Origin of the sequence: Limnohabitans sp. Hippo4, assembly GCF_003063605.1 — a bacterium.
Lineage (GTDB): Bacteria > Pseudomonadota > Gammaproteobacteria > Burkholderiales > Burkholderiaceae_C > Limnohabitans_A.
Window position 1 is genome coordinate 429,771 of the sequence record NZ_NESE01000002.1, and the last position, 25,407, is coordinate 455,177.

General features: G+C 52.1%; 22 protein-coding genes and 4 tRNA genes. 19 read left to right on the forward strand and 7 right to left on the reverse strand.

The window, feature by feature from the left end; genetic code table 11:
- Positions 1-3: 3 nt before the first annotated feature.
- The 8 genes from B9Z46_RS07495 to B9Z46_RS07530 all read left to right on the forward strand — a co-directional run bounded on the left by B9Z46_RS07495 (position 4) and on the right by B9Z46_RS07530 (position 9,558).
- Positions 4-3,156: an efflux RND transporter permease subunit gene (locus B9Z46_RS07495; protein WP_108255346.1), complete on the forward strand. Its 3,153-nt coding sequence runs from the start codon at positions 4-6 to the stop codon at positions 3,154-3,156.
- Positions 3,157-3,249: 93 nt separating this feature from the next.
- A tRNA-Leu gene (locus tag B9Z46_RS07500) sits at positions 3,250-3,336 on the forward strand.
- 19 nt (positions 3,337-3,355) lie between these two features.
- Positions 3,356-4,669 carry a trigger factor gene (tig, locus tag B9Z46_RS07505; protein WP_108255348.1) on the forward strand — a complete coding sequence of 438 codons (1,314 nt, stop codon included), beginning with the start codon at positions 3,356-3,358 and terminating at the stop codon, positions 4,667-4,669.
- A gap of 32 nt (positions 4,670-4,701) precedes the next feature.
- Positions 4,702-5,310 (forward strand): ATP-dependent Clp endopeptidase proteolytic subunit ClpP, encoded by a 609-nt coding sequence (gene clpP, locus B9Z46_RS07510; protein ID WP_055361099.1) that lies wholly within the window; start codon positions 4,702-4,704, stop codon positions 5,308-5,310.
- Between the two features lie 125 nt (positions 5,311-5,435).
- Complete coding sequence (clpX, locus tag B9Z46_RS07515; protein ID WP_055361098.1) at positions 5,436-6,701, forward strand: ATP-dependent Clp protease ATP-binding subunit ClpX; 1,266 nt, start codon at positions 5,436-5,438, stop codon at positions 6,699-6,701.
- Positions 6,702-6,806: 105 nt separating this feature from the next.
- Positions 6,807-9,239: an endopeptidase La gene (gene lon / locus B9Z46_RS07520; RefSeq protein WP_108255350.1), complete on the forward strand. Its 2,433-nt coding sequence runs from the start codon at positions 6,807-6,809 to the stop codon at positions 9,237-9,239.
- Positions 9,240-9,335: 96 nt separating this feature from the next.
- Positions 9,336-9,411: transfer RNA gene (locus B9Z46_RS07525), tRNA-Gly, on the forward strand.
- A 73-nt stretch (positions 9,412-9,484) separates the two neighbouring features.
- Positions 9,485-9,558 (forward strand) — tRNA-Cys (locus tag B9Z46_RS07530).
- An 85-nt stretch (positions 9,559-9,643) separates the two neighbouring features.
- On the opposite strand, the gene B9Z46_RS07535 is transcribed toward B9Z46_RS07530, so the two are convergent.
- A complete protein-coding gene (locus B9Z46_RS07535; RefSeq protein WP_108255352.1) occupies positions 9,644-10,687 on the reverse strand; it encodes a 2-dehydropantoate 2-reductase in 1,044 nt (347 codons plus the stop codon).
- A gap of 24 nt (positions 10,688-10,711) precedes the next feature.
- The gene (locus B9Z46_RS15295; RefSeq protein ID WP_255416920.1) at positions 10,712-10,837 is read right to left on the reverse strand and encodes a hypothetical protein; all 126 of its coding nucleotides are present in this window, start codon (positions 10,835-10,837) and stop codon (positions 10,712-10,714) included.
- Between the two features lie 192 nt (positions 10,838-11,029).
- On the opposite strand from B9Z46_RS15295, the gene B9Z46_RS07545 reads away from it, so the two are divergent.
- Both B9Z46_RS07545 and B9Z46_RS07550 read left to right on the forward strand, forming a co-directional pair.
- Positions 11,030-11,932 carry a dienelactone hydrolase family protein gene (locus tag B9Z46_RS07545; protein WP_233245941.1) on the forward strand — a complete coding sequence of 301 codons (903 nt, stop codon included), beginning with the start codon at positions 11,030-11,032 and terminating at the stop codon, positions 11,930-11,932.
- Positions 11,933-12,019: 87 nt separating this feature from the next.
- A complete protein-coding gene (locus B9Z46_RS07550) occupies positions 12,020-12,433 on the forward strand; it encodes a VOC family protein (RefSeq protein ID WP_055361094.1) in 414 nt (137 codons plus the stop codon).
- A 32-nt stretch (positions 12,434-12,465) separates the two neighbouring features.
- Here B9Z46_RS07550 and B9Z46_RS07555 read toward each other — a convergent pair whose 3' ends face one another.
- Together B9Z46_RS07555 and B9Z46_RS07560 are read right to left on the reverse strand one after the other, a co-directional pair.
- Entirely contained in the window at positions 12,466-13,515 is a 1,050-nt protein-coding gene (locus tag B9Z46_RS07555; RefSeq protein WP_108255354.1) for a serine hydrolase, read from the reverse strand.
- A gap of 19 nt (positions 13,516-13,534) precedes the next feature.
- On the reverse strand, positions 13,535-14,116 hold the full coding sequence (locus tag B9Z46_RS07560; protein ID WP_055361092.1) for a DUF4337 domain-containing protein: 582 nt from the start codon (positions 14,114-14,116) through the stop codon (positions 13,535-13,537).
- Positions 14,117-14,314: 198 nt separating this feature from the next.
- Here B9Z46_RS07560 and B9Z46_RS07565 point away from each other — a divergent pair, with 198 nt between their 5' ends.
- The 3 genes from B9Z46_RS07565 to B9Z46_RS07575 all read left to right on the forward strand — a co-directional run bounded on the left by B9Z46_RS07565 (position 14,315) and on the right by B9Z46_RS07575 (position 18,201).
- Positions 14,315-15,421, forward strand: coding sequence for a TRAP transporter substrate-binding protein (locus tag B9Z46_RS07565; protein ID WP_055361091.1), 1,107 nt, complete (start codon positions 14,315-14,317; stop codon positions 15,419-15,421).
- Between the two features lie 90 nt (positions 15,422-15,511).
- Positions 15,512-16,171, forward strand: a complete 660-nt coding sequence (locus B9Z46_RS07570; RefSeq protein WP_055361090.1) for a TRAP transporter small permease subunit — start codon at positions 15,512-15,514, stop codon at positions 16,169-16,171.
- Positions 16,168-18,201 carry a TRAP transporter large permease subunit gene (locus tag B9Z46_RS07575; protein WP_108255356.1) on the forward strand — a complete coding sequence of 678 codons (2,034 nt, stop codon included), beginning with the start codon at positions 16,168-16,170 and terminating at the stop codon, positions 18,199-18,201. The genes B9Z46_RS07570 and B9Z46_RS07575 overlap by 4 nt, the downstream gene beginning before the upstream one ends.
- A gap of 54 nt (positions 18,202-18,255) precedes the next feature.
- Here B9Z46_RS07575 and B9Z46_RS07580 read toward each other — a convergent pair whose 3' ends face one another.
- Complete coding sequence (locus tag B9Z46_RS07580; protein ID WP_108255358.1) at positions 18,256-18,720, reverse strand: YbaK/EbsC family protein; 465 nt, start codon at positions 18,718-18,720, stop codon at positions 18,256-18,258.
- 72 nt (positions 18,721-18,792) lie between these two features.
- On the opposite strand from B9Z46_RS07580, the gene B9Z46_RS07585 reads away from it, so the two are divergent.
- From B9Z46_RS07585 to B9Z46_RS07605, 6 genes are all read left to right on the forward strand, one after another.
- Entirely contained in the window at positions 18,793-20,043 is a 1,251-nt protein-coding gene (locus B9Z46_RS07585; RefSeq protein ID WP_108255816.1) for an MFS transporter, read from the forward strand.
- 82 nt (positions 20,044-20,125) lie between these two features.
- Positions 20,126-20,296, forward strand: a complete 171-nt coding sequence (locus tag B9Z46_RS15215; protein ID WP_194942722.1) for a hypothetical protein — start codon at positions 20,126-20,128, stop codon at positions 20,294-20,296.
- A 109-nt stretch (positions 20,297-20,405) separates the two neighbouring features.
- Positions 20,406-20,498: transfer RNA gene (locus B9Z46_RS07590), tRNA-Leu, on the forward strand.
- Between the two features lie 18 nt (positions 20,499-20,516).
- A complete protein-coding gene (locus B9Z46_RS07595; RefSeq protein WP_055361087.1) occupies positions 20,517-21,146 on the forward strand; it encodes a DUF6806 family protein in 630 nt (209 codons plus the stop codon).
- 33 nt (positions 21,147-21,179) lie between these two features.
- Positions 21,180-22,451, forward strand: coding sequence for an MFS transporter (locus B9Z46_RS07600; RefSeq protein ID WP_108255360.1), 1,272 nt, complete (start codon positions 21,180-21,182; stop codon positions 22,449-22,451).
- Positions 22,448-22,966, forward strand: coding sequence for a YgjP-like metallopeptidase domain-containing protein (locus tag B9Z46_RS07605; protein ID WP_055361085.1), 519 nt, complete (start codon positions 22,448-22,450; stop codon positions 22,964-22,966). Before B9Z46_RS07600 ends, B9Z46_RS07605 begins: the two co-directional genes overlap by 4 nt.
- On the opposite strand, the gene murI is transcribed toward B9Z46_RS07605, so the two are convergent.
- Both murI and B9Z46_RS07615 read right to left on the reverse strand, forming a co-directional pair.
- Positions 22,958-23,836 carry a glutamate racemase gene (murI, locus tag B9Z46_RS07610; RefSeq protein WP_108255362.1) on the reverse strand — a complete coding sequence of 293 codons (879 nt, stop codon included), beginning with the start codon at positions 23,834-23,836 and terminating at the stop codon, positions 22,958-22,960. The two genes, B9Z46_RS07605 and murI, sit on opposite strands and share 9 nt — an antisense overlap.
- Entirely contained in the window at positions 23,823-25,376 is a 1,554-nt protein-coding gene (locus B9Z46_RS07615) for a fumarate hydratase (protein ID WP_055361084.1), read from the reverse strand. The genes murI and B9Z46_RS07615 overlap by 14 nt, the downstream gene beginning before the upstream one ends.
- Positions 25,377-25,407 lie beyond the last annotated feature (31 nt).

Below are 25,407 nucleotides of genomic sequence, written 5' to 3' on the forward strand. Positions count from 1 at the left end.
ACCATGCGTACCGAACCCAAAGCAGGTTTCAACCTGTCCAAATGGGCGCTGGACCATCCGGCGCTCACTCGTTATTTGATGTTGGTGTTGATGCTTTTGGGCATCTTTGCTTTCTTCAACTTAGGTCAAGACGAAGATCCACCGTTCACCTTCCGCGTCATGGTCGTTCGCGCCTATTGGCCCGGTGCCACAGCGCAGCAAGTGGCTGAACAAGTCACTGACAAATTGGAGCGAACGCTTCAAGAAGTACCCTATGCCGACAAGATTCGCAGCTATTCCAAGCCGGGTGAATCGCAAATCATTTTTCAAATCAAAGACTATTCCAAGCCAGCCGAAGTGGCCAATGTTTGGTACACCGTCCGCAAGAAAATTGGCGACATGCGCAGCAGCTTGCCTTCGGGTGTGGTCGGGCCCTTCTTCGTGGATGATTTTGGCGATGTGTATGGCGTCATTTATGCATTGCAAGCCGAGGGCTTTACGCCCGCTGAAGTGAAAAAGTTTGCTGACGATGTGCGTCAAAAGATCTTGCGCGTTCAAGACGTTGCCAAGGTCGAATTGTTTGGCGTGCAAGACGAAAAAGTATTCGTTGAAATTTCGCAAAAGAAATTGGCAGCGATGGGCCTCGACATGGGCGCCGTCATCGCACAGTTGGGTCAACAAAACGCGGTGGAATCTGCAGGCACGTTGAATTTGCCTAAAGATGCCATTCAGTTGCGTGTCAATGGCCAGTTCAACAGCCTCGAGGCCTTAAGGCAAATGCCCATTCGCGGTGCTTCTGGCCAGCAAATCAAATTGTCTGATTTGGGCACAGTCAAACAAGACTACATCGATCCACCTTCCGTCAAAGTGCGACACAACGGCGAGCAGGTCATTGGCCTGGGTGTGTCGATGGCCAAAGGGGGCGACATCATTCAATTGGGCAAAGCACTCAAGGCCAGCGCACAAAACATTGAGGCCACCTTGCCCGCAGGTGTGAAGCTGATTCAAGTGCAAGACCAACCCAAAGCAGTGTCAAAGTCTGTGAATGAGTTCTTGCAAACTTTGGTGGAGGCCGTAGCCATTGTGTTGGCTGTGAGTTTCTTGTCACTGGGTTTGCACAAGCGTCCGGGCATTCATCCTTTGTGGCGCCGTTGGACTTTGGACATTCGACCCGGTTTGGTGGTGGGCATCACCATTCCCTTGGTGTTAGCGGTTACGTTTTTGGCCATGGACTACTTCAACATTGGCCTCCACAAAATTTCGCTGGGTTCGCTCATCATCGCCTTGGGTTTGTTGGTAGACGATGCCATCATTGCCGTTGAAATGATGGTTCGCAAAATGGAAGAGGGCTATGACAAAGTTCGCTCGGCCACCTTTGCATACGAGCTCACGGCCATGCCCATGCTCACGGGCACCTTGATCACGGCAGCCGGTTTCTTGCCCATCGGATTGGCCAAGTCCATGACGGGTGAATACACCTTTGCCATCTTTGCTGTCACAGTCATTGCTTTGCTGATCAGTTGGGTTGCCTCCGTTTACTTTGTTCCTTATTTGGGGACCTTGTTGTTGAAGGCGCCGCCGCATGTGGCTGAATCTGGCGAAGCTGTCGTCCATGAAATGTTTGACACGCCTTTTTACAAAAAATTCCGAACTGCTGTCACTTGGTGTGTGTTCAACAAATGGAAAACCATCGCTATTACCTTGGCCTTGTTTGTGTTGGGCATTGTGGGCATGGGCAAAGTGCAGCAGCAGTTTTTCCCAGACTCAAGTCGCCCTGAAATCATGGTGGATGTTTGGTTGCCCGAGGGTTCCAGTTTTGCAGCCAGTGATGAAGTTTCAAAGCGCATTGAAAAGCGTTTGATGGCGGAGGAGGGTGTCACGTCCGTCAGTACATGGGTCGGTTCTGGTGTGCCGCGCTTTTACCTGCCCTTGGACCAGGTGTTCCCCCAGTCCAATGTGTCACAGTTGATTGTGCTGCCCAAAGATTTGAAAGTGCGTGAATCACTGCGCATCAAACTGCCAGCTTTGTTGGCCACCGAGTTCCCAGAGGTTCGCGGCCGCGTGAAGCTGTTGCCTAATGGACCGCCAGTGCCTTACCCCGTTCAATTCCGGGTGGTGGGTGCCGATCCTTTGGCCCTGCGCTTGAAGGCCGACGAAGTCAAGGCCACCATGCGCGCCAATCCCAACACGCGCGGCGTGAACGACAACTGGAACGAATCGATCAAGGTCATCCGTTTGGAAGTTGATCAAGCCAAAGCACGTGCATTGGGTGTGACCAGTCAATCCATTGCGCAAGCGTCGCGCACCATGGCTTCCGGATCTACGGTGGGTCAGTACCGTGATGGTGACAAATTGATCGACATCGTGTTGCGACAACCGCAGTCCGAGCGTGATGCCATCACCGATTTGGCTGGCGCTTATGTGCCGACTGCAACGGGCAAATCCATCCCCTTGATGCAAATCGCCAAGCCTGTGTTCAATTGGGAACCCGGCGTCATGTGGCGTGAAGGTCGCAACTACGCTATCACCGTCAATGCCGACCTGATTGAAGGCATTCAGGGTGCCACTGTTACCAACCAATTGCTGCCCGAACTCAAAAAGATTGAAGCCGCATGGCACGACGCAGGGTTCAATGACTATCGCATTGAGGTCGCGGGTGCTGTGGAGGAGAGTTCCAAAGGATCTGCTTCCATTGCTGCTGGCATGCCCTTGATGCTCTTTGTTACCTTCACGCTCTTGATGTTGCAGTTGCAAAGTTTCAGTCGTGCTTTGTTGGTGTTCCTCACCGGCCCCTTGGGTATGGCGGGCGTGGCGGGGGCCTTGCTGGTGCTTGATCGTCCTTTTGGCTTTGTTGCTTTGCTGGGCGTGATTGCCCTGATGGGCATGATTCAGCGCAATTCGGTCATCTTGATCGACCAAATTGAGCAGGACCGTGCCGCGGGCGTGCCAGCTTGGGAGGCCATCGTGGAATCCGCCGTCAGACGTTTGCGCCCCATCGTGCTTACCGCAGCGGCGGCTGTTTTGGCCATGATTCCCTTGTCCAGAAGCGTGTTTTGGGGGCCCATGGCCGTTGCCATCATGGGCGGCCTCATTGTGGCCACAGCCCTGACCTTGCTGGCTTTACCGGCCATGTATGCGGCTTGGTTCAAGGTTTCGCCCCCTGCCAAATCCGCCTAAAGCAGGCCTTGACTTGGGGGCTTCAACCTCGAAGCCCCCACTTCCATGGTTAAAATAGAAGGTTGACCGATTCAACCCATATCGATGGGACCCGCGCGGGTGGCGAAATTGGTAGACGCACCAGGTTTAGGTCCTGACGGTAGCAATACTGTGCGGGTTCGAGTCCCGCCCCGCGCACCACTTACTAAAAGAGAAGACCATGGCAGTTACTGTAGAAACATTGGAAAAATTGGAACGCAAAATGACCCTGTCACTGCCTGTGACTGCAATCCAATCTGAAGTCGATGCACGTTTGAAAAAATTGGCACGCACCGTCAAGATGGACGGTTTCCGTCCAGGCAAAGTGCCCATGAATGTGGTGGCACAACGTTACGGTTACTCAGTCCAGTACGAAGTGATGAACGACAAAGTGGGCGAGGCGTTTGCCATTGCCGCCAACGAAGCCAAAGTGCGCGTTGCTGGCCAGCCCCGCATTTCTGAAAAAGAAGGCGCGCCCGAAGGTGAATTGTCTTTTGAAGCCATTTTCGAGGTGTATCCCGAAGTTAAATTGGGCGACCTGAGCACGGCCACAGTTGAAAAACTCAGCGCTGAAGTGACCGAAGAAGCCATCGACAAAACCGTCGACATCTTGCGCAAGCAGCGCCGCACTTTTTCTCAGCGTCCTGCTACTGAAGCAGCAGTCGACGGCGACCGTGTGACGGTTGACTTTGAAGGCAAAATTGACGGTGAGGTGTTCTCTGGCGGCAAAGCCGAAGACTTCCAATTCTTGGTTGGCGAAGGCCAAATGTTGAAAGAATTCGAAGAAGCTGTTCGCGGCATGAAAAATGGCGAAAGCAAAACCTTTCCATTGGCCTTCCCAGCCGACTACCACGGTCAAGACGTGGCCGGCAAAACAGCCGACTTCTTGGTTACTGTGAAGAAAATTGAAGCAGCCCACTTGCCCGAAGTGAACGAAGCCTTGGCCAAGTCTTTGGGCATTGCAGACGCCTCCGTTGAAGGCCTGCGCACTGACATTCGCAAAAACCTCGAGCGCGAAGTGAAATTCCGCTTGCAAGGTCGCAACAAACAAGCCGCCATGAATGCACTGGTTGAAAAAGCCGAGCTCGACTTGCCCCAATCTGTGGTGCAAAACGAAATTGAGCGTTTGAAAGACGGCGCACGTGCCGATCTCAAGCAACGTGGCATCAAAGACGCCGACAAAGCCCCAATCCCTGACGATATCTTCCGTCCTCAAGCCGAAAGCCGCGTGCGTTTGGGCTTGGTCGTGGCCGAGTTGGTCAAGGCCAACACCTTGAACGCAACAGAAGCGCAAATCAAAGCCCACATTGAAGAACTGGCTTCTAGCTACGAGCGTCCCGAAGACGTGGTGCGTTGGTACTATGGCGACAATCAGCGCATGGCTGAAATTGAAGCTGTGGTCATTGAGTCCAATGTCTCCGACTTCATTTTGTCTAAAGCCAAAGTGACTGAAAAAGCCATCACCTTCGACGAATTGATGGGCCAACAAGCCTGATCACTTTGAACCCTTTGCAGTTTGGAAACACCATGAACTCACTCGACATTCAAGCTTTGGGCAATGTGCCCATGGTGATCGAAACGTCAGGACGCGGCGAACGCGCTTATGACATTTACTCCCGCTTGCTCAAAGAGCGTGTGATTTTCTTGGTGGGTGAGGTCAACGACTACACCGCCAATTCTGTGGTGGCTCAGTTGTTGTTTTTGGAGAGCGAAAATCCTGAAAAGGACATTTCGTTCTACATCAATTCGCCTGGCGGTTCAGTCAGTGCTGGCATGGCCATCTACGACACCATGAACTTCATCAAACCCGATGTGTCCACTTTGTGCACGGGCATGGCTGCCAGCATGGGCGCGTTCTTGTTGTCCGCTGGCGCTAAAGGCAAGCGTTTCTCCTTGCCCAATTCCAAAGTCATGATTCACCAGCCTTTGGGCGGTGCGCGGGGTCAGGCTACCGAAATTGAGATTCACGCCCGTGAAATCCTCAAAACCCGTGAGCAGTTGAACCGCATCCTGGCCGAAAATACGGGCCAACCCCTCGAAAAGATCCAATTGGACACTGAGCGTGACTACTATTTGTCCGCCGATGAGGCCAAAGATTACGGTCTGATCGACCAAGTGATCGCAAAACGTCCCTGAGACGCAACACAACAGGGTGGAAATTGAGGTTTCAGCCCTGTTTTTTGAAGACGGCGCCCCCATTCTGGGAGAGCGCCGTTTTTCTTTCGTTATCATTGGGAAAATAGAACCACAAGGCGTCGTTTATGGCCGATAAAAAAGGCTCGGTTACCGAAAAGAATTTGTATTGCTCCTTCTGCGGCAAAAGCCAGCACGAGGTCAAGAAGCTCATCGCAGGCCCTTCGGTCTTCATTTGCGACGAGTGCATCGACTTGTGCAATGACATCATCCGTGATGAATTGCCCGCTACCGAAATTGCCAAAGACACCAAAAACGGATTGCCCACACCTTTGGACATCAAGTCCAATTTGGACAACTACGTCATCGGTCAAGAAAAAGCCAAGCGAACTTTGGCGGTGGCTGTGTACAACCACTACAAGCGTTTGAAGCACAAAGAAGGCGCCAAAAAAGAAGACGTCGAATTGGCAAAGAGCAACATCTTGCTGATTGGCCCCACTGGGTCTGGCAAAACTTTGTTGGCCCAGACTTTGGCGCGCATGCTCGATGTGCCTTTTGTCATGGCCGATGCCACCACTTTGACTGAAGCCGGTTATGTGGGTGAAGACGTTGAGAACATTGTTTCCAAGTTGCTGCAAAGCTGCAACTACGACGTTGAGCGTGCACAGCGCGGCATTGTGTACATCGACGAGATCGACAAAATCACACGCAAGTCTGACAACCCCTCCATCACGCGCGACGTGTCAGGTGAGGGTGTTCAGCAAGCCTTGCTCAAGCTCATTGAAGGCACCATGGCCAGCGTGCCACCCCAAGGCGGCCGCAAGCATCCCAACCAAGACTTCTTGCAAATTGACACCACCAACATTTTGTTCATTTGTGGTGGCGCGTTTGCGGGCTTGGAGAAGGTCATTGAAAATCGTACCGAGGCCTCTGGCATTGGTTTTGGCGCCGTTGTCAAAAGTAAAAAGCAACGCTCACTGACCGAAGTCTTCACAGAAGTTGAACCGGAAGATTTGATCAAGTTCGGCCTTATTCCCGAACTGGTAGGCCGTATGCCTGTGGTGGCCACCTTGGCCGAACTCACTGAAGAAGCGCTGGTTCAAATTTTGACCGAACCCAAAAATGCGTTGGTCAAACAATTTGGCCAGTTGCTCAACATGGAAGGCGTCGAACTCGAAATTCGCCCCGAAGCTTTGCACGCTATTGCCAAAAAAGCACTGGCCCGAAAAACCGGTGCGCGTGGCTTGCGTTCCATTTTGGAGCAAGCCCTCATCGACACCATGTTCGAATTGCCCAATGCCAGCAATGTCGAAAAAGTGGTGGTGGATGCGTCCACCATCGAAGAAAACCATGTTCCTTTGTTGGTCTACCGAGAGTCGGCCAAACAAGCTTGAATTTTTTCCAGCCCACCCCCTGAAATCCAATGAATACCCCTACATCACTTGGGCTTGAAATTGAAAATTCAGGGGCCATCTATCCCCAATAACTTAGGGAATCTCATGTCTGGACATACACCACTCCCCGCCGAATTGCTCGACCTGCCGATGTTGCCTTTGCGCGATGTCGTGGTCTTTCCGCACATGGTCATTCCACTTTTTGTGGGCCGTCCCAAAAGCATCAAGGCGCTCGAGAGCGCCATGCTCACCGACCGCCGCATCATGCTGGTGGCGCAAAAAACAGCGGCCAAAGATGAGCCTGAAGCCACCGACATGTTTGAAGTCGGTTGTGTCTCCACCATCTTGCAGATGCTCAAGCTGCCTGACGGCACCGTGAAGGTGTTGGTGGAAGGTCAGCAGCGTGCCAAGGTGCAATCCATCGCCGATGGTGAAGCGCATTTCGTGGCCACGGTCATGCCGGTTGAAGCCGCTGTTGAAAAGGCCGAGCAAAGCAGCGAAATTGAGGCCCTGCGCCGCGCGGTCATGCAGCAGTTTGACCAGTACGTCAAACTGAACAAAAAGATTCCGCCAGAAATTTTGACATCGATCTCGAGCATTGATGAACCCGGTCGTCTGGCTGACACCATTGCGGCGCACTTGCCACTCAAGTTAGAAAACAAGCAAGTGGTGCTCGACTTGGCCAGCATCCGCGATCGTTTGGAAAATCTTTTCACACAACTTGAGCGTGAAGTTGACATCCTGAATGTTGATAAAAAAATTCGTGGCCGCGTGAAGCGCCAGATGGAAAAGAATCAGCGCGATTTCTATTTGAACGAGCAAGTCAAGGCCATTCAAAAAGAACTCGGTGAAGGCGAAGAGGGCGCCGACATCGAAGAGATCGAAAAGAAAATCAAAGCTGCCAAAATGCCCGCAGAAGCGCGCAAAAAGGCCGATGCCGAGTTGAAGAAACTCAAGCTGATGTCGCCCATGTCGGCCGAAGCTTCTGTTGTGCGCAACTACATTGAAGTGCTCACTGGATTGCCTTGGAGCAAGAAGACCAAAATCAAACACGACTTGGGCAATGCTGAAGTGGTGTTGAACGAAGACCATTACGGTTTGGAAAAAGTCAAAGACCGCATCATGGAATACCTGGCGGTTCAGCAGCGTGTTGACAAAGTCAAAGCACCTATTCTTTGCTTGGTGGGCCCTCCTGGCGTGGGTAAAACATCCTTGGGTCAGTCCATTGCCAAAGCGACGGGTCGTAAGTACGTGCGCATGGCCTTAGGTGGCATGCGAGACGAAGCCGAAATTCGCGGTCACCGTCGCACTTACATTGGCGCCATGCCAGGCAAAGTGCTTCAAAGCCTGAACAAGGTGGGCACACGCAATCCTTTGTTCTTGCTCGACGAGATCGACAAACTGGGCACAGATTTCCGCGGTGACCCTTCTAGCGCTTTGTTGGAGGTGTTGGACCCCGAGCAGAACCACACTTTTGGCGATCATTACGTTGAAGTCGATTTTGATTTGAGCGACGTCATGTTCGTGGCCACCTCCAACTCGATGAACATTCCATCTGCGTTGTTAGACCGCATGGAAGTGATTCGCTTGTCTGGCTACACCGAAGACGAAAAAACCAGCATCGCCATCAAATATTTGCTGCCCAAGCAAATGAAAAACAATGGTGTGAAGGCTGAAGAACTGAGCGTCAACGATGCCGCTGTGCGCGATGTGGTTCGTTATTACACACGTGAAGCAGGTGTGCGTTCTCTCGAGCGCGAGCTCTCCAAAATTTGCCGCAAGGTGGTCAAGAGTTTGTTGCTCAAACAAATGACTGCACCGGTGCTGGTCACCCCCGACAATCTGAACGATTTCTTGGGTGTGCAGAAATACACCTATGGCCGTGCCGAGGCGCAGAACCAAGTGGGCCAAGTGGTTGGCTTGGCCTGGACCGAAGTGGGTGGCGATTTGCTGACCATCGAGGCCGCACTCATGCCAGGTAAGGGTGTGATCACCCGCACGGGCTCTTTGGGTGACGTGATGAAAGAATCTGTTGAAGCAGCGCGTACCGTGGTTAGAAGCCGTGCACGCATGCTGGGCATCAAGGACGATGTCTTTGAGAAAAAAGACTTGCACATCCACGTCCCCGATGGCGCAACGCCCAAAGATGGCCCCAGTGCTGGCGCTGCCATGACCACCGCCATGGTGTCTGCCATGACGGGTATTCCTGTGCGTGCCGATGTGGCTATGACGGGTGAAATTACGTTGCGCGGTGAAGTGACTGCCATTGGTGGTTTGAAAGAAAAACTGTTGGCTGCACTTCGCGGTGGTATCAAGACGGTTCTGATCCCCGAGGACAATGTCAAAGACTTGCAGGACATTCCTGAAAATGTCAAAAACGGCCTTGAAATCGTGCCTGTGAAATGGCTCGACAAAGTGCTGGAAGTAGCCCTGGAAAAGATGCCAGAACCCCTCCCAGAAGAGGAGGCCGTGGCTGCCTCTGCGCCTGTCCCGGCCGATGCCAAAACAGAGGCCAAAGAAGGGGCCGTCAAACATTGATAGATTTTTTTTGGGGACTTTAAAAATCCGCAAAAATTGCGCTACAATTCGTTCAACGCAGACAAAGCGGCATACAATGCTGAGTTGATTGCAAATGCGGGATTAGCTCAGTTGGTAGAGCGATACCTTGCCAAGGTATAGGTCGAGAGTTCGAGCCTCTTATCCCGCTCCAAACATTGAAAGATGTGCCAATATCTTTCAGCAATTTAGGGAAGCAACAGCTTCCCTTTTTTGTCGCAAAAAATGGCGCGGTAGCAAAGCGGTTATGCACCGGATTGCAAATCCGTGTAGGTCGGTTCGACTCCGGCCCGCGCCTCCAAATTTCTCTTTTGAAATTAACAAGACAGCCCCGCAAGGGGCTTTTTGTTTGGTGAGGGCAAAATTGAACCGTCAAGTTGCAAATGTCATGGGGGCGAAGTCAAGTTTTGAAGTAAATCTTTTCCTGTGAGTGCTTTAAACTCGCCTTGCTCTGCTTGTTGGATCAAAGCCACCATCCGAGCATTGCGTGGTGCACTTATGCCAATTGACTTGGCCAAATCAACCACAGCCCCATTCAAGGCTGTGACTTCAGTTGTTCTTTGATTTTGCAAATCTTCCCACATTGAAGATCTGGCCTTCTCATCAATTTTGAGCATGCTGGCGGTCAATCTTTTGAATACAAAGTCGGGCGTTCTCAAAATGTAGGGCAACAACTGCGCTGATACTTTTGAAACTTTGGCCGGATGAATACCTGCTTGCGCCAAGACCGTTAAAGTTTCATTGATCAGGAGCGCTAAACATTTGCGATAGGCGTGTTGAGACAGCTCTTCTTTAAGAGGTAGGTCTGATATTGCATTGACTGCGTTGTTCAAATTTAAAATCAATTTGCCCCATTGAATTTCTTTGAAGTTTGTAAATTGCTTCAACGGTAATCCTGCTTTTTCAAAGAACGTGTTCAGTGGGCTTAAGACGGCGTTGCTTTCCGTGCAAAGTTGTCCCTCAGTGCCACAATGTAAATGTCCGTTTGGCAAGGTCACGACATTGAAAGGCACCATCCCCGCAACGACCTTGAATTGTGGCAAATGATTCGCCAATGCCTCTGCATTGCCAACACCATTTTGAAAGCTGATGATGGTCACATTCGGTTTGGCATGCATACGGAGCAACTCGGCTGCTGCAAGCGTGTCACGACTTTTGACAGCCACCAAAACAAAGTCTGCCAGCTTCAATACCTTGGCGTCTGTAGTGAAATGAATTTCAGAGGGCGCGAGCTTGGAATGACGTCCGTATAAATCTGTCAATCTGTACCCGTGGGTCTTCACGATGTCAAGCATCTTAGTGCGACCCAAGAAGCTGACGTTAGCGCCTGCAACTGCCAAGCAGCCTCCGATGTAACCGCCAATGGCACCAGCACCCAAGACAACAATGTGCGGAGTGCCTTGATCCAGAAAGCCTATGTTGGTGTTCATCAAGTTACAAGCGTAAAGCGCCAATTAGGTCTTGGCTGCATTGACTGGCTTGGGGTCGAAGCCAAAGCATGGGCGTCCGTCTGAGTTCATCACTTGAATGCTGGGCAAGACTTGTGACTTGAATCCCAACAACTTGCAGCTGTATGGCATTTTGGGATCCCAGCTGGTGGCAAAGTGTTTGCACTTCCAACAATTTACTGGACTGAGGGTTGTGGAACTTGGCAAGAGACGAAGGGGCTAAATGAAATGGATGTCTCATCATAATAAAAAGAAGCAGATGACGTCGACTTCAGCAAATTTGAGCCCCTTGAATTAACATGACTCAAACTTCAAGGAGTGATCGTGCATCAACCTCAATCGACTGTTCAGCCTGCCACCATTCATCCCAAAATTTATGCGCTTTACGATGAGTACTGCCATGGCGCCATGGACCGACGAGAATTTCTGGCCAAAGCCAGTGCCATCGCTGTGGGGGGCATGGCCATGGCGCAAGCCCTCTTTCCGCGGTATGCCAGCGCTCAAACCATTTCGTTCACCGATCCCAGGATCAAGGCCAGTTATGTGAAATATGCCTCACCGGGCGGCAGTTCCGGTGAGATGCGTGGCTATCTGGTTCAACCGACTTCGCCAACCGCCACGCAATTTCCAGTGGTCTTGGTGATTCATGAAAACCGCGGTTTGAACCCTTACATTGAGGATGTGGCACGTCGTTTGGCTGCCGCAGGCTTTTTGGCATTGGCGCCCGACGGGCTTTATCCAATGGGTGGTTACCCAGGCAATGACGAAGAAGGCAAGTTGTTGCAAGACAAGCTCAACCCCTCGCAGCTTCAAACCGACATGTTGAACAGCGCCATTTTCTTGAAAAACCATGCGCTGTCGAATGGCAAATTGGGGGTGACTGGTTTTTGCTGGGGCGGTGGCATGACAAGTGAAATTGCTGCAGCTTTAGGTGATGGTGTCAAAGCTGGTGCGCCTTATTACGGCATCGCCCCTTCAGCAGACAAGGTGAGCAAAATCAAAGCCGAAATGGTCTTGCATTTTGCTGAAAACGATCCGCGCATCAACGTCAGTTGGCCTGCTTTTGAAGCGGGCCTCAAGGCGCAGGGCACGGCCTATGCCGCACATCTCTATGCAGGCACGCAACACGGCTTTCACAACAACTCGACGCCCAGGTATCAACAGGCCGCAGCCGACTTGTCTTGGAGCCGTACCTTGGCCTTGTTTCAGAAAACTTTGAAAGCCTAAGCGGGTTACTTTGACTCACATCGACCGCTACACCTCGGGCTCAGCTTGAGGCAGAATGTCGTTTTATTTGTATCAACTTGAATCAACATGCAACCCTTTCACCTTGCTTTTCCAGTTACCTCTTTGGCCACGGCGCGTTCTTTCTATGGCGACTTGTTAGGTTGCCCAGAAGGTCGTTCAAGTGACGAGTGGGTTGACTTCAATTTTTATGGTCATCAAATCGTTGCCCATTTGTCGCCAGATGAGGCCGGCCATCGCAACACCAGCGCGGTTGATGGTGACAACGTGCCCGTTCGCCACTTTGGTTTGGTGATGGAAATGGGCCAGTGGGAAGCGCTGGCTGAGAAGCTGAAAAAAGCCGGCATCAAATTCGTCATTGAACCGCACATTCGCTTCAAAGGTCAGGTGGGCGAGCAGGCCACCATGTTCTTTTTAGACCCGTGCGGTAATGCTGTTGAGTTCAAAGCCTTTGCAAATCCAGCCAGCTTGTTTGCCAAATGAAGACTTGCTGAAGGCTCACAGCCTTCAGTGATTTACATCGACAACGACTGCATCACTTTGGCGATGCAGTCGTTTGTTTTTGGGGCATCAATCCAGCGCATCACGCAAACCAATTCAAGTTGCGGGTCGACCCATGTCACAGAGGAACCTGCGCCAATGGCAAACCAAGAAGTACGGGGTGCATCTTTGAACAGCTGGCCATATTGGTTGAGCCAAATCAGATAGCCGTAGTAGGGTGCAATGTCACAGGCCTGCTGCATCATCTCAAGCCATTGATGAGACAGTACTTGCTTTCCGTTCAATTGGCCATTGCCCATGAGCATGAGGCCTATTTTGGCCTGGTCCATGGCCGAGATGGACACGCCGCCACCCCAGTGGCTGCCGCCTGGTACAGACATCATTCGTTGACCTGCCACTTGGGTCCAGCCCTGTTCGTAACCTTGCCATTGAAAGGGGTCTTGGCATCCCACGGGTTGAAGAATGGATTCTTCAAAGACTTCAGGCAAGGGGCGCTTGAACAAATGTAAAAGTGCCAAAGACAACTGGTTGATGCGCACATCGTTGTACTCAAACCGCGATCCAGGTTGGCCAAGCGGTCTGGCGTCGCCTTTTTTACCGTCGGCCTGACCTGGTTGATAGGACACCCACCGGTACCGATCGACTTGCTCGGGAATTCCCAGACAGGTGCCTTCCCATTCGCTGGTTTGCTGTAGCAGATGGTGCCAGGTGATTCGTGATAAACGCTCGCCTTCAAAGCCGATGCCTGGACATTTTGCAATGACAGGTTCGTGCACATCGCTTAAAAGGCCGCGATCAAAAGCAACACCTGCCAACAAGGCCAAATAGGTTTTGGCCACGCTGAAAGTCAGGTCCGATTTTCGAGGCTCACCCCAAGCAGCCAGCAATTGGTGCTTGTGATAAATGATGCCAGAGACGGGGCCCCGGCCGTGTACAGGCCCATACAAACGGTTGTAGGGGGCCGGATCAACATCGTGAATGCCCCATGGCGCAGAGGTGTCTCGCGACCAAGGCGTTTCGCAAGATTGAATAAACTCTACGGCCGATTGAAGGGAGGGCGTCATGCTTGTAAGTCAGCTGGAATTAGAAAAGTAAAAAGTAGCCGTTGATTGTGCTGAGAAAGCCTAAGGCCCCTAAAACAGAACCCGCCCAATAAAGTGCTGGCACAGAGGCCACAATGGAAACCGACAGCAACACAATGGCGATTTGCAACATGCCTTCTGCATAGTCAAACCAAGGGTCTTGCCGCATCGCATGGTCTCTGCTTGCTTCATGTTCTTTGGCGCGAGCCATCAACTCCTTCTTGCCTTCCTTGGTGTCGGGTTCCGACTCATAACGCTCAACCGTTTTTTTGTAATCCTCTATCTTTTTATCAAACATGGCCTTGGCATTGGCATTCATGTTGGGCTCTCGCGCCATTTGCAGTTCTAAATCGGCAACTGCCAACTTGTATGTGGTTTGACGAATGTTTTTGGCTTGGTAAAAAGCATAGGCATTGGCTGCCAAGATGTTTTCTTGTGTGGCCTCTTTCATCGCATTGGAACCGCCCAAACTGGCAATGGCCAGAACCATGGCCAAGATGGAGATGGTGAGCGCAGATCGGTTTTGCGATTTGTCGCCGTGGCCCGTTTGTTCGATCAGTTCTGCGGTTTCTTGTGCTTCCATGGTGTCTCCTTTGATGACCTGCCTATTGTGCCTAGCACGAGGGAAATTAACGGTGTATCACTTGGGATATTTTGTCTATTTTGATTGACACTTTGAGAAAATATTCTCATCAAATTCGGTACTAACCCTGAGTTGTGAAATCCATGTCCTGTGCATCATTTCTGGTGGATTTGATTTGGTCAACTTAAGGAAATAACCATGACAGAAAAGAAAACATCATCTTCTCGCCGCGGCCTTTTGAAAGGTGCTGTTGCAGCAGGCGCGTTAGCCGCTCCCATGATCTCTAAAGCAGACACGGTCAGCTTGCGCTTCCAAAGTACTTGGCCTGCCAAGGACATCTTCCATGAATACGCGAACGACTTTGCCAAAAAAGTCAACGACATGGCCAGCGGTCGCTTGAAGATTGAAGTGTTGCCCTCTGGCGCCGTGGTGCCAGCCTTCCAATTGTTGGACGCGGTGAACAAGGGCACACTCGATGGTGGCCACGGTGTGTTGGCTTACCACTATGGCAAAAGCTCTGCCTTGGCTTTGTGGGGTTCTGGCCCTGCCTTCGGTATGGACCCCAACATGGTTTTGTCATGGCACAACTACGGCGGCGGCAAGCAGTTGCTCGAAGAAATTTACAAGTCATTGAACATTGACGTGGCGTCTTATGTCTACGGCCCTATGCCAACGCAGCCTTTGGGCTGGTTCAAGAAGCCGATTGCCAAAGTGGCTGACTTGAAAGGCTTGAAGTACCGTACGGTTGGCTTGGCTGTCGACATCTTCACAGAACTGGGTGCTTCCGTGAACCCCTTGCCAGGTGGCGAAATTGTGCCTGCCTTGGACCGTGGATTGATTGACGCGGCCGAGTTCAACAATGCTTCTTCAGACCGTGTGTTGGGTTTCCCTGATGTGGTTAAAAACTGCATGTTGCAAAGCTTCCACCAAAGCGGTGAACAATTTGAAATCTTGTTCAACAAAGGCAAGCTCAATGCATTGCCCGCAGAGTTGAAGTCCATCATTGAATATGCCGTGCAAGCCTCTTCAGCAGAGATGAGCTGGAAAGCCATCGATCGCAACTCCAAAGATTACACAGAGATGAAGAAGCAGGGCATCAAGTTCTACAAAACGCCTGACGCCATCTTGAAGGCGCAGCTCGATGCGTGGGACAAAGTGGTTGCCAAGAAGTCTGCTGAAAACCCATTCTTCAAGAAAGTCATGGACTCACAAATGGCTTTTGCGCAGCGTGCAGGTCAGTGGCAGAACGACTACATGGTCGACTTCAAGATGGCGTACAACCGCTACTTCAACAAAAAAGCCTAAGATACTTTCGTTTTTTTAGAGCTTGCCCATCCTGGTTTGAGTCAGGATGGGTATTTTGCTTTTGGTTGTTAATTTTTTTATCGGTTTTATATGAATACGCAAACACTGCTACACACAGCTGACCAAATCAGCACGTGGGTAGGAAAAGCATTTGCCTGGCTGATCGTTGGGCTCATGTTGTTGGTGGTTGTGGAAGTTTTCAAGCGCTACGCATTGAATGCCCCCACAGCCTGGATTTTTGATGCCAGTAACATGATGTATGGGACGCTCTTCATGATGGGCGGCGCCTATACCTTATGTCAGGATGGTCATGTGCGCGGCGATTTTTTCTATGGCAGTGCCAAACCCAAAACACAAGCTTGGCTTGATTTGGTGTTGTACATCTTGTTCTTCATCCCCGGCGTGATTGCGCTCACCTGGGCAGGTTGGAACTATGCAGCCGACTCATGGGCCATCCATGAGCAAACATTCAACGCCGATCCATTGCCTTTGTATCCCTTCAAGTCGGTCATTCCGCTGGCGGGCCTCATTGTTTTCATGCAAGGTTTGGCTGAAATTCTGCGTTGTGCTGTCTGCATACGCACCGGCGAATGGACGCCACGACTGAAAGATGCAGACGAGATTGACGTTGTGGAGCAGCAGTTGGCAAGCAGCACATTGGTAGACCATGACGCGGCAATGGAAGCCATTGCCAATGCCAAAAACATTGAAGAATCTGCCCACCAACGCGCGAAAGGAGGCCAAGCATGAGCGATCCCGCACTCGGTCTCTTGATGCTCTCACTCATCGTGGTGGTGATCATGTTGGGCTTCCCAACAGCATTCACCTTGATGGGTTTGGGCATGGCCTTTGGCTTTGGCGCTTTCTACGATCCGTCGGCCCCATGGTTTGACAACAAAATTTTCAACCTCATGGTTCAGCGCACCTTTGGTGCCATGACCAATGACACCTTGCTTTCTATCCCGCTCTTTGTGCTGATGGGGTATGTGATGGAGCGGGGCGCCTTGGTTGACAAAATGTTCCACAGTGTTCAATTGGCCTTCCGCAAATTGCCAGGCTCATTGGCGGTGGCCACTTTGGTCATTTGCACCTTCTGGGGTATTGCCAGTGGTTTGGTGGGCGCTGTGGTGGTGTTGATGGGCGTGATTGCCATGCGTCCTATGCTCAACGCTGGGTATGACACTCGCTTGGCAGCAGGCGTCATCACCGCGGGCGGAACTTTGGGTATCTTGATTCCGCCTTCGGTGATGATCATTGTGTACGCGGCGGTTGCCGGACAATCGGTGGTGAAGTTGTATGCGGCGGCTATGTTCCCAGGATTTTTCTTGGCAACCTTGTACCTCATCTACGTCATTGGCTGGGTATTGATCGATCCCAAAGTCGCGCCCAAACTGCCAGCTGAGCAAACACGCGCGAACATTTCGCCAGAAGTGCAAAAAATTGCGGACCATTACGCGCCCAAATATTTCTTGGCACTTTTTCAAGCGCTTTTGTCACCTGGCAAAGTTTTGAAGAAATCTGCTGACAGCGTGGTGGTGACATGGGGCTTCATCGCCAAAAGTTTTGTCATGAGTTTGGTTCCCATCTTGATGACGGTGGTCACCATGGGTGCTGTCTGGTGGTATGTGGTCATTCATTCTCAAGAAGAAAACAATGCGGCTGCGGCCCAAGTGGTGGCAACACAAACGGCTCAAGCGGAAGCCCCAACTGCTGCACCTGCAGGTGAGGCCAATGCCGCTCCTGCGCCCGTTGCAACGGAGCGCTCTGGGGTGCAAGAGCCACCAGGCGCTAGCGACTTGAAGGAGCCACCTGGTGCTGGTGGATTGCAAGAGCCTCCAGGTTCACAAGGTGTTCAAGAGCCCCCAGGGGCAGAAACTGTGAAGACAGCGTCATCTTCGCAAGGGGTTCAATTGCCGCCTGGCGCAGAAAGCACTTCAGCCAAGGCTGAAGAGTCAGATGCGCCGTTGCAGGCTTTGGGTGATGGCGACACATCTGATGCACCCAAAACAGAACCCGTTCCTGAAGGCTTTTACCTAGGCTTCTGGATTGCGTGTGGTTTGTGTGCTGCCATGCTGGCTTACTACTACTGGCACTTTGATGCTGAGCAGTATGAAATTCTGAACATGTTGGTTCGCTCTGTCATGCCTTTGGGCATTCTCACCTTCGTGGTGCTGGGCGTCATTTTGTTTGGTATCACCACAGCCACTGAATCGGCTGCGGTGGGTGCAGCAGGTGCATTCTTGATGGCGTGGTCTGCAGGGACGCTGGATTTTGAAAAAATCAAACAAGCAGTGTTCTTGACAGCCAAAACCACCTCCATGGTGTGCTGGTTGTTTGTGGGCTCAGCCTTGTTCTCTGCCGTGTTTGCTATTTTGGGTGGTCAGCGTTTGGTCGAGGAATGGGTGATGGCGTTGAACCTCACGCCCATTCAATTCCTGCTGCTTTCTCAAGCCATCATTTTTGTCTTGGGTTGGCCATTAGAGTGGACCGAGATCATTGTGATTTTTGTGCCCATCTTTTTGCCACTTCTGGCCCATTTCCAGATTGATCCCATGCTGTGGGGCGTGATGGTGTTTGTGAACTTGCAAGCCGCATTCTTGTCGCCACCGGTGGCCATGTCTGCGTTCTATCTGAAAGGGGTGTCGCCACCGCACGTCACCATCAATCAGATCTTTGCAGGCATGATGCCTTACATGTTCATCGTGATCTTGTGCTTGATCTTGATGTACATCTGGCCAGAGCTCACGCTGTGGTTGCCTAACTATTTGTACGGCAAATGATGTACTTCAAATGAAGTGAACGCTGAAGCTTTAAGGCCTGATCCCATCAGGCGCTCATTGTGATTGGCAGACATCGACCCATTCTGCTTGGGTGATGTCTGCCATTTTTTCTGGGCTGATGCGAACGGCACTGTTGATGGAGCCTGCAGCTGGGATGACTTCTTCGTAAATTTTCAAAGAAACGTCCATGTAGACGGGCAGTGGGGACGCCAATCCAAAAGGACAAACACCGCCAACCGGATGGCCGGTGATCTCAGCCACTGCATCAAGGTCTAGCATTTTTCCCTTGCCCAACGCATCTTTGAATTTTTTGTTGTCAATCCGTGCATCACCCTTGGCAACGACCAAAGCCACACGGCCATCGCTTAACTGAAAGGCCAATGTTTTGGCAATCTGACCCGGTTCGACCCCATGGGCTTCAGCCGCCAGCGCAACCGTGGCTGTGCTGACCGGTAGCTCAATGATGTCAATGTCGATTTGACGATTGGAAAAGAAGTCTTTGACAGATTGAAGGCTCATGGCGTGTGTGGAAATCAAGGCAAAATGAAGGCCTGAAGATAGCAGACAAAAGCCCAGCCAAAAATGTCCTCGATGAACTCAAATTCAAACGCCTTGCCTTCCGCGTTTCACAAGCTGGCTTTCTCCAATCTCATGGCGCAATCGGCTGAGCAGTTGACCTTGGCTGCTGTGCCCATCGTGGCGGTGCTGATGCTCAAAGCAGGCCCTGGTGAAATTGGTGTCATTGCAGCGGTTCAATCGCTGCCTTTTTTATTGCTCTCCATTCCCTTGGGATTGCTTGCCGATCGCATGTCGCGCAAGAGGCTCATGTTGATGTCTGAGGTGCTGCGTGTTTGTGCCCTTTTGGTTCTCATTGTGGCGATGTTGCTAGAACAAATCAGCGTGCCCTTGTTGGCTTGCGTTGGATTTTTGGCGGCAGTGGGTACTGTGGGCTTCAGTGTGAGTGCGCCATCTTTGGTTCCTGCATTGGTTGGCAGTCAACAATTGGCACAAGCCAATGGTCGTTTGGAGTTGGCTCGAAGCATGGCGTTTGCGGGTGGTCCTGCCTTGGCGGGCGCTTTGATTGCTTGGATGGGCGCTTCAACTTCTTTCGTTTTGTCCTTGATGTTGTCTTTGGCCGCTGTTGGGTTTTTAAGGCAAATTCAAGAACCCGTTCGACAAGCTGCACCCGATCGTCACCCTTGGTTAGAGCTTAAAGATGGCGCGCATTTTGTGTGGTCTAGCCATTTGCTTCGACCTATTTTGTTGACCTCGATTGCCTGGAATATTTCGTGGTTTGTATTGCAAGCCATCTATGTACCCTATGCCATCCGCACACTGGGCATGGGTTCAAGTGAAGTGGGGCTGACCATGGCCTGTTATGGCGTGGGCATGATCGCAGGCTCCTTATTGGCCTCGCGCATTGTCTCGTTGATGCCATTTGGCCAAGCCATCTTGCTCGGTCCGTTTTTCTCGGTCGCGGCGGCCTGCGTGATGACCTCAACGCATTGGTTGCCTTCGGTGCTGGTGGCCTGTTTTGCTTATTTCCTGTTTGGTTTTGGCCCCATCATTTGGACCATCACCTCGACCACGCTGCGACAAAGCGTCACCCCCAATCCCATGATGGGCCGAGTGACGGCCATCAACATTGTGGCCGGCACAGGGGCCCGCCCTCTGGGTGCCTTGTTGGGGGGCTTCGTGGGTGAAATGGGCTCCGATCTGGCCAGTTTGCTGGTTGTGGTGGCTGGCTTTGCGGTTCAAGCCATCGTGATCACGTTTTCGAGGGTGAGAAGCCTGAAATCGCTCAGTGAAGCCCAGGAAGCGTCGCAAGGTCATGAAGATTGAAGGCTAATTTCGGGTGTTGAACCGGAGAGGCCTCGAATCTGTGGCTTAATATCGCCTTGAACTTTTTTTCCTGGAGCCATAGATGGGCAATAAGATCGTTACCGAAGCTGACCGTAAATTCACACCCCCTTTGAAGCCACTGCCTGGCGTCACTTTGCCCACCAGCGGCCGTGGTCAGCGCGTCAGCTTAGAGCGCGGTGTTGCAACTCGCAGCAAAAAGAACCCAGGCAAGCGCGCCAAAAAAGGCGGTTGATACCTCTTCTTCTTTGACTCTGAAGTTTTCACTTTAGACTCAAGAAAAGCCCTCTTTGGAGGGCTTTTTAATGCCAGAAAGCTCAACTTGAAGGCACAATAGAGCTTTAGCCCCGGTGGTGAAATTGGTAGACACATCGGACTTAAAATCCGCCGCTTCGTTCATAGCGGGCGTGCCGGTTCGATTCCGGCCCGGGGCACCACTGACCAAGTAGACAGCCATGACATCCTTCAGTACCCCCTTTGAAATTCATGTTCATGGTGAAGTCCTGTTGCGAGACGATGTCGACTTCAAAGCCTTGCAAGAAGCCACCAAGCCCCTTTGGAAATACGCGGGTGGCCGCTCTCTCACGGAGGGCGCTCAAAGTCTCTACGAAGAAGAACCTGGCATTCGCTTTGATGCAGAAGCGCACAAACTTCAGCTGTGTTGGACAGTTCGTGGCGACGACGATTTTCGGCAAGTCCTCGACGATTTGTGCATGAACATCAACGAAGTTTCGGCTGCAGGCGCACAGCTTGAGGTTACTTTCTACGATACCGAATTTGACGACGAAGAAGAAACACGCGGGACTGAATCACGCGATGATTTCGTCATCTTGTTTGTAGGCCCCGATCCTGCAGCCATCATGCAAGCGCAGCGCGACTTGCTGGTACAAGATGTGGTGGGTCTCATGGAGCGTCACTTTGATGGCGCTGAATTGGGCGGTGTGGTTCACGAAATCGACAAACTGTTTTCACAACGCTTTGACAACTTGGTCAGCTCTCTCGAGTTGGGCAAGCCACCCAAAGGCAACAGCGGTGGCCCTTCAGGCGGTCATGGTGGCGGCCGTAGACCGCGTCATTTGCATTAAGTCAGTTCTTCATCAAGCGCAGGCCCCATTGCCATGCTGAATTCAGGTGTCAAACGCAGAGAAGTCTTTGGCTGGGCCATGTACGACTTTGCCAACTCAGGTTACACCACCGTGGTCATTACGGCTGTGTTTGCCGCTTACTTCGTGGGTGCAGTGGCCGACAAAGCCGAATGGGCCACCCTGGCATGGACCAGCGCCCTGAGCTTTTCCTATGCCATCGTCATGTTCACCATGCCAGCCTTAGGTGAATGGGCTGACCGGCACGCAGCCAAGAAAAAACTTTTGATGCTGGTCACTGCGGCTTGCGTGCTCAGCACGGCTGCACTGTCGTGGGTTGGACCAGGGCAAGTGGCCTTGGCCGTCGTCTGCATCATCGTCTCCAACACTTTTTATTCATATGGTGAGTCTTTGACGGCTGCCTTCCTGCCCGAGTTGGCCAAGCCAGAAGCCATGGGGCGCATCAGTTCTTGGGGCTGGGCTTGGGGCTATTTGGGGGGCATGCTGACCTTGGGCATTTGTTTGGCCTACGTGCTCTGGGCGCAAGGGCAGGGGCAAACTGCAGGGCAATTTGTGCCCGTCACCATGTGGGTGACTGCGGTCATTTACGCATTGGCTGCCTCGGTCACGTTTGTCTTGATGAAAGAGCATGCCAAGCCTCAAATGCACCGCGTCAAGGCCAGCAGCCAATGGCAGCAGCTGCGCCAAACATTTCAAGAAGCCAAGGCCTACAAAGATTTCATGCAGTTGATGGCTTGCGCTGTGGCCTATCAGGGCGGCGTTGCCGTGGCCATCACGCTGGCAGCCATCTATGCCGAGCAAGTCATTGGTTTTCAGCCCCAAGAAACCATGGTGTTGATTTTTGTGTTGAACATCGCAGCCTTTGTCGGTGCTTTGGTCTTTGGTCATGCGCAAGATCGCATAGGGCACAAATTGACCTTGTCGCTGACCTTGGTGGGTTGGAGCATCACCTGTGTGATGGCAGCACTGACCAGCAGCAAGGAAGTCTTTTGGTGGGCGGCTGCTTTGGCTGGTATTTGCATGGGCTCCAGCCAGTCCACTGGCAGAGCCATGGCAGGTTTGTTCATTCCAGCGCATCGCTTGGCCGAATTCTTTGGCCTTTGGACTTTCGCCATCCGATTGGCCAGCATTGTGGGTCCCTTGGGCTATGGTTTGATCACTTGGTTGACAGACGGTAACCAACGCTTGGCCATCGCATCAACCACCGTTTTGTTTGTGGTGGGGTGGTGGTTGTTGCTGCCTGTGAATGTTCAGCGAGGCCAACGCCAAGCGGCCAGTCCATCGTGACCTCAAGGTTCAAATACCTTCAAGCCTATCCAGAGTCGCTGCTGCAGCAGGTGCAAAAAATCAGCGATGGCCCAGGCCTGGGTGCTTGGCTGTTGTCACGGCATCCGCAGGCGCATGGTGTTCGCACCGATAGCACGCTCTATGCCTATGTGATGGATTTGAAAAATGAATTCTTGCGCCAAGCCGATCCCATCAACAAAGTGACATTTGACAGCAAGCTGCACATCATTCAGCACGCATTGGGCTTGCACACCAGCACCTCCCGCATTCAGGGCAGCAAGCTCAAAGCCAAGCGTGACATCAAAGTGGCTGCTTTGTTCAAAGACACCCCCATGGCTTTTTTGCAGATGATTGCGGTGCATGAACTGGCGCATTTGAAAGTTCGCGAACACGACAAAGCTTTTTACAAACTGTGCCATCACATGGCGCCAGACTATGCGCAATCAGAGTTTGAACTTCGCGTTTACCTCACGCACCTAGACGCCGGCGGTGAGCGTTTGTGGGCTTCAGCTTAACGGACTCTCCACCGGCGCAAGGTGACAGTGCGCGGCAGTTAAATCTAACCAGCGACTGGCTGCGGCTTCAAGCGCGTGCAATGAACCTGTGGTCCAAAGCTGAACATCGCCCGATTTGTTTGGAAGGGCTTGCATCCTGTTGACGTCGGTCAACAAGCGATGAGTTTGTTTGGCGACGGCTTCGCCCGTTGAAATGATTTGGACTGCGGGGCCAACCCACTTGCGCAACATGTCTTCTACAAACACATAGTGTGTACAGCCCAAGACTAGCGTGTCCATTTCACCAGCGTTTTGTCCAAATGGCCCCATGGCCTGTAGATGCTGTTTGCACAAATTTTCAAGGGCCAGTGTGTCGCTGAGTGCTTTGACAGTTTGTTGTTCAATGGCCAATGCCAAGCCTTCACAAGCTTGCATCACAAATTCACACGATTTGGGAGAGGCCTCCGCCAGAACCATTTGCCTTAGCTTCTCAATGCGACTGCTGTTCAATGTGCCTTGTGTGCCCATCACGCCAACCCTGCCTGTGCGAGTCAGTGCAATGGCAGGTTTCAGCGCTGGCTCCACGCCCACAAATGGCACCTGAGGGTAGGCCGCTCTTAAATGCTCAATGGCTGCTGCTGTGGCCGTGTTGCACGCCACCACAATGGCTTTGACTGGGCCTTGTGCCATCAACTGTTGCGTGATGCGCATGCAGCGTTCAATCACAAACGCATCGCTGCGCTCACCGTAAGGCGCATGGCCACTGTCGGCCCAGTAAACAAAGCGCTCTTGCGGCATTTCTGCACGCAAGGCTTGCAACACACTCAGGCCGCCAATGCCGCTGTCAAAAACGCCAATGAAGCCTGAAGTGCTTGGTTCAGTTGCTGGCAACTTTGATGCCTTTGAATTCACCCGTTGCGATGCGTTTTTGCCACTCGGCGGGGCCTGTAATGTGCGCGCTGGTGCCACCAGAGTCCACCGCAACTGTGACGGGCATGTCGACCACATCGAATTCGTAAATGGCTTCCATGCCCAGGTCGGCAAAGCCCACCACCTTGGCATGTTTGATGGCTTTGGAAACCAAGTAAGCAGCACCGCCCACGGCCATCAAATAAGCAGACTTGTGCTTTTGAATGGCTTCAATGGCAACAGGTCCGCGCTCTGCTTTGCCCACCATGGCAATGAGGCCGGTTTGGGCCAGCATCATCTCTGTGAACTTGTCCATGCGCGTGGCGGTCGTTGGGCCTGCAGGACCCACAGCTTCGCCCTTGATGGGATCCACGGGGCCAACGTAGTAAATCACGCGGTTTGTGAAGTCGACTGGCAACTTCTCGCCCTTGGCCAACATGTCTTGAATGCGCTTGTGGGCAGCATCGCGGCCTGTCAGCATCTTGCCGTTGAGCAGCAGGGTTTGACCAGGTTTCCAGCTGGCCACTTCGGCAGGCGTGAGGGCGTTCAGGTCAACGCGCTTGCTCTTTTCTGTGTCAGGCGTCCAGTTAACATCTGGCCACAAATCGAGGGATGGCACATCCAAATAAACAGGACCAGAGCCGTCCATCACAAAGTGCGCGTGACGTGTAGCCGCGCAATTAGGAATCATGGCCACTGGCTTGCTGGCTGCGTGGGTAGGGTACATCTTGATCTTGACGTCTAGCACGGTGGTGAGGCCGCCCAAACCTTGCGCGCCAATGCCCAAAGCATTGACCTTCTCGTAAATTTCCAAGCGCATGTTGTCGACTTGCGTCAACTTCTCGCCCTTGCTTGATTTCTCAAGCAACTGGTACATGTCCAAATCGTCCATCAAACTTTCTTTGGCCATCAACACGGCTTTTTCAGCAGTGCCACCAATGCCAATGCCCAACATGCCAGGGGGGCACCAGCCAGCGCCCATGGTGGGCACTGTTTTCAGAACCCAATCGATCACGCTGTCGCTGGGATTGAGCATGACCATCTTGGACTTGTTCTCACTGCCACCGCCTTTGGCCGCCACAGTGATGTCCAGTTTGTTGCCAGGGACGATTTGCGTGAAGATAACCGCGGGGGAGTTGTCTTGCGTGTTCTTACGGGCGAATTCGGGGTCGGCGACGACAGACGCGCGCAGCATGTTGTCTGCGTAGTTGTAACCGCGTCGGACACCTTCGTTGATGGCGTCTTCCAGGCTGCCTGTGAAGTTGTCGAACTTGATGTCCATGCCGATTTTTAAAAACACATTGACAATGCCGGTGTCTTGGCAAATCGGGCGGTGACCGATGGCGCTCATTTTGCTGTTGGTCAAAATTTGCGCAATCGCGTCTTTGGCAGCTGGGCTTTGCTCGCGGTGATAAGCACTGGCCAAATGTGAAATGAAATCCGCAGGGTGGTAGTAGCTGATGTATTGCAGGGCCGCTGCAACAGATTCAACCAGGTCTTCTTGTTTGATCAAAGTCGTCATGTCAGTCTTTCACGAGGTCTATTTGAATTGG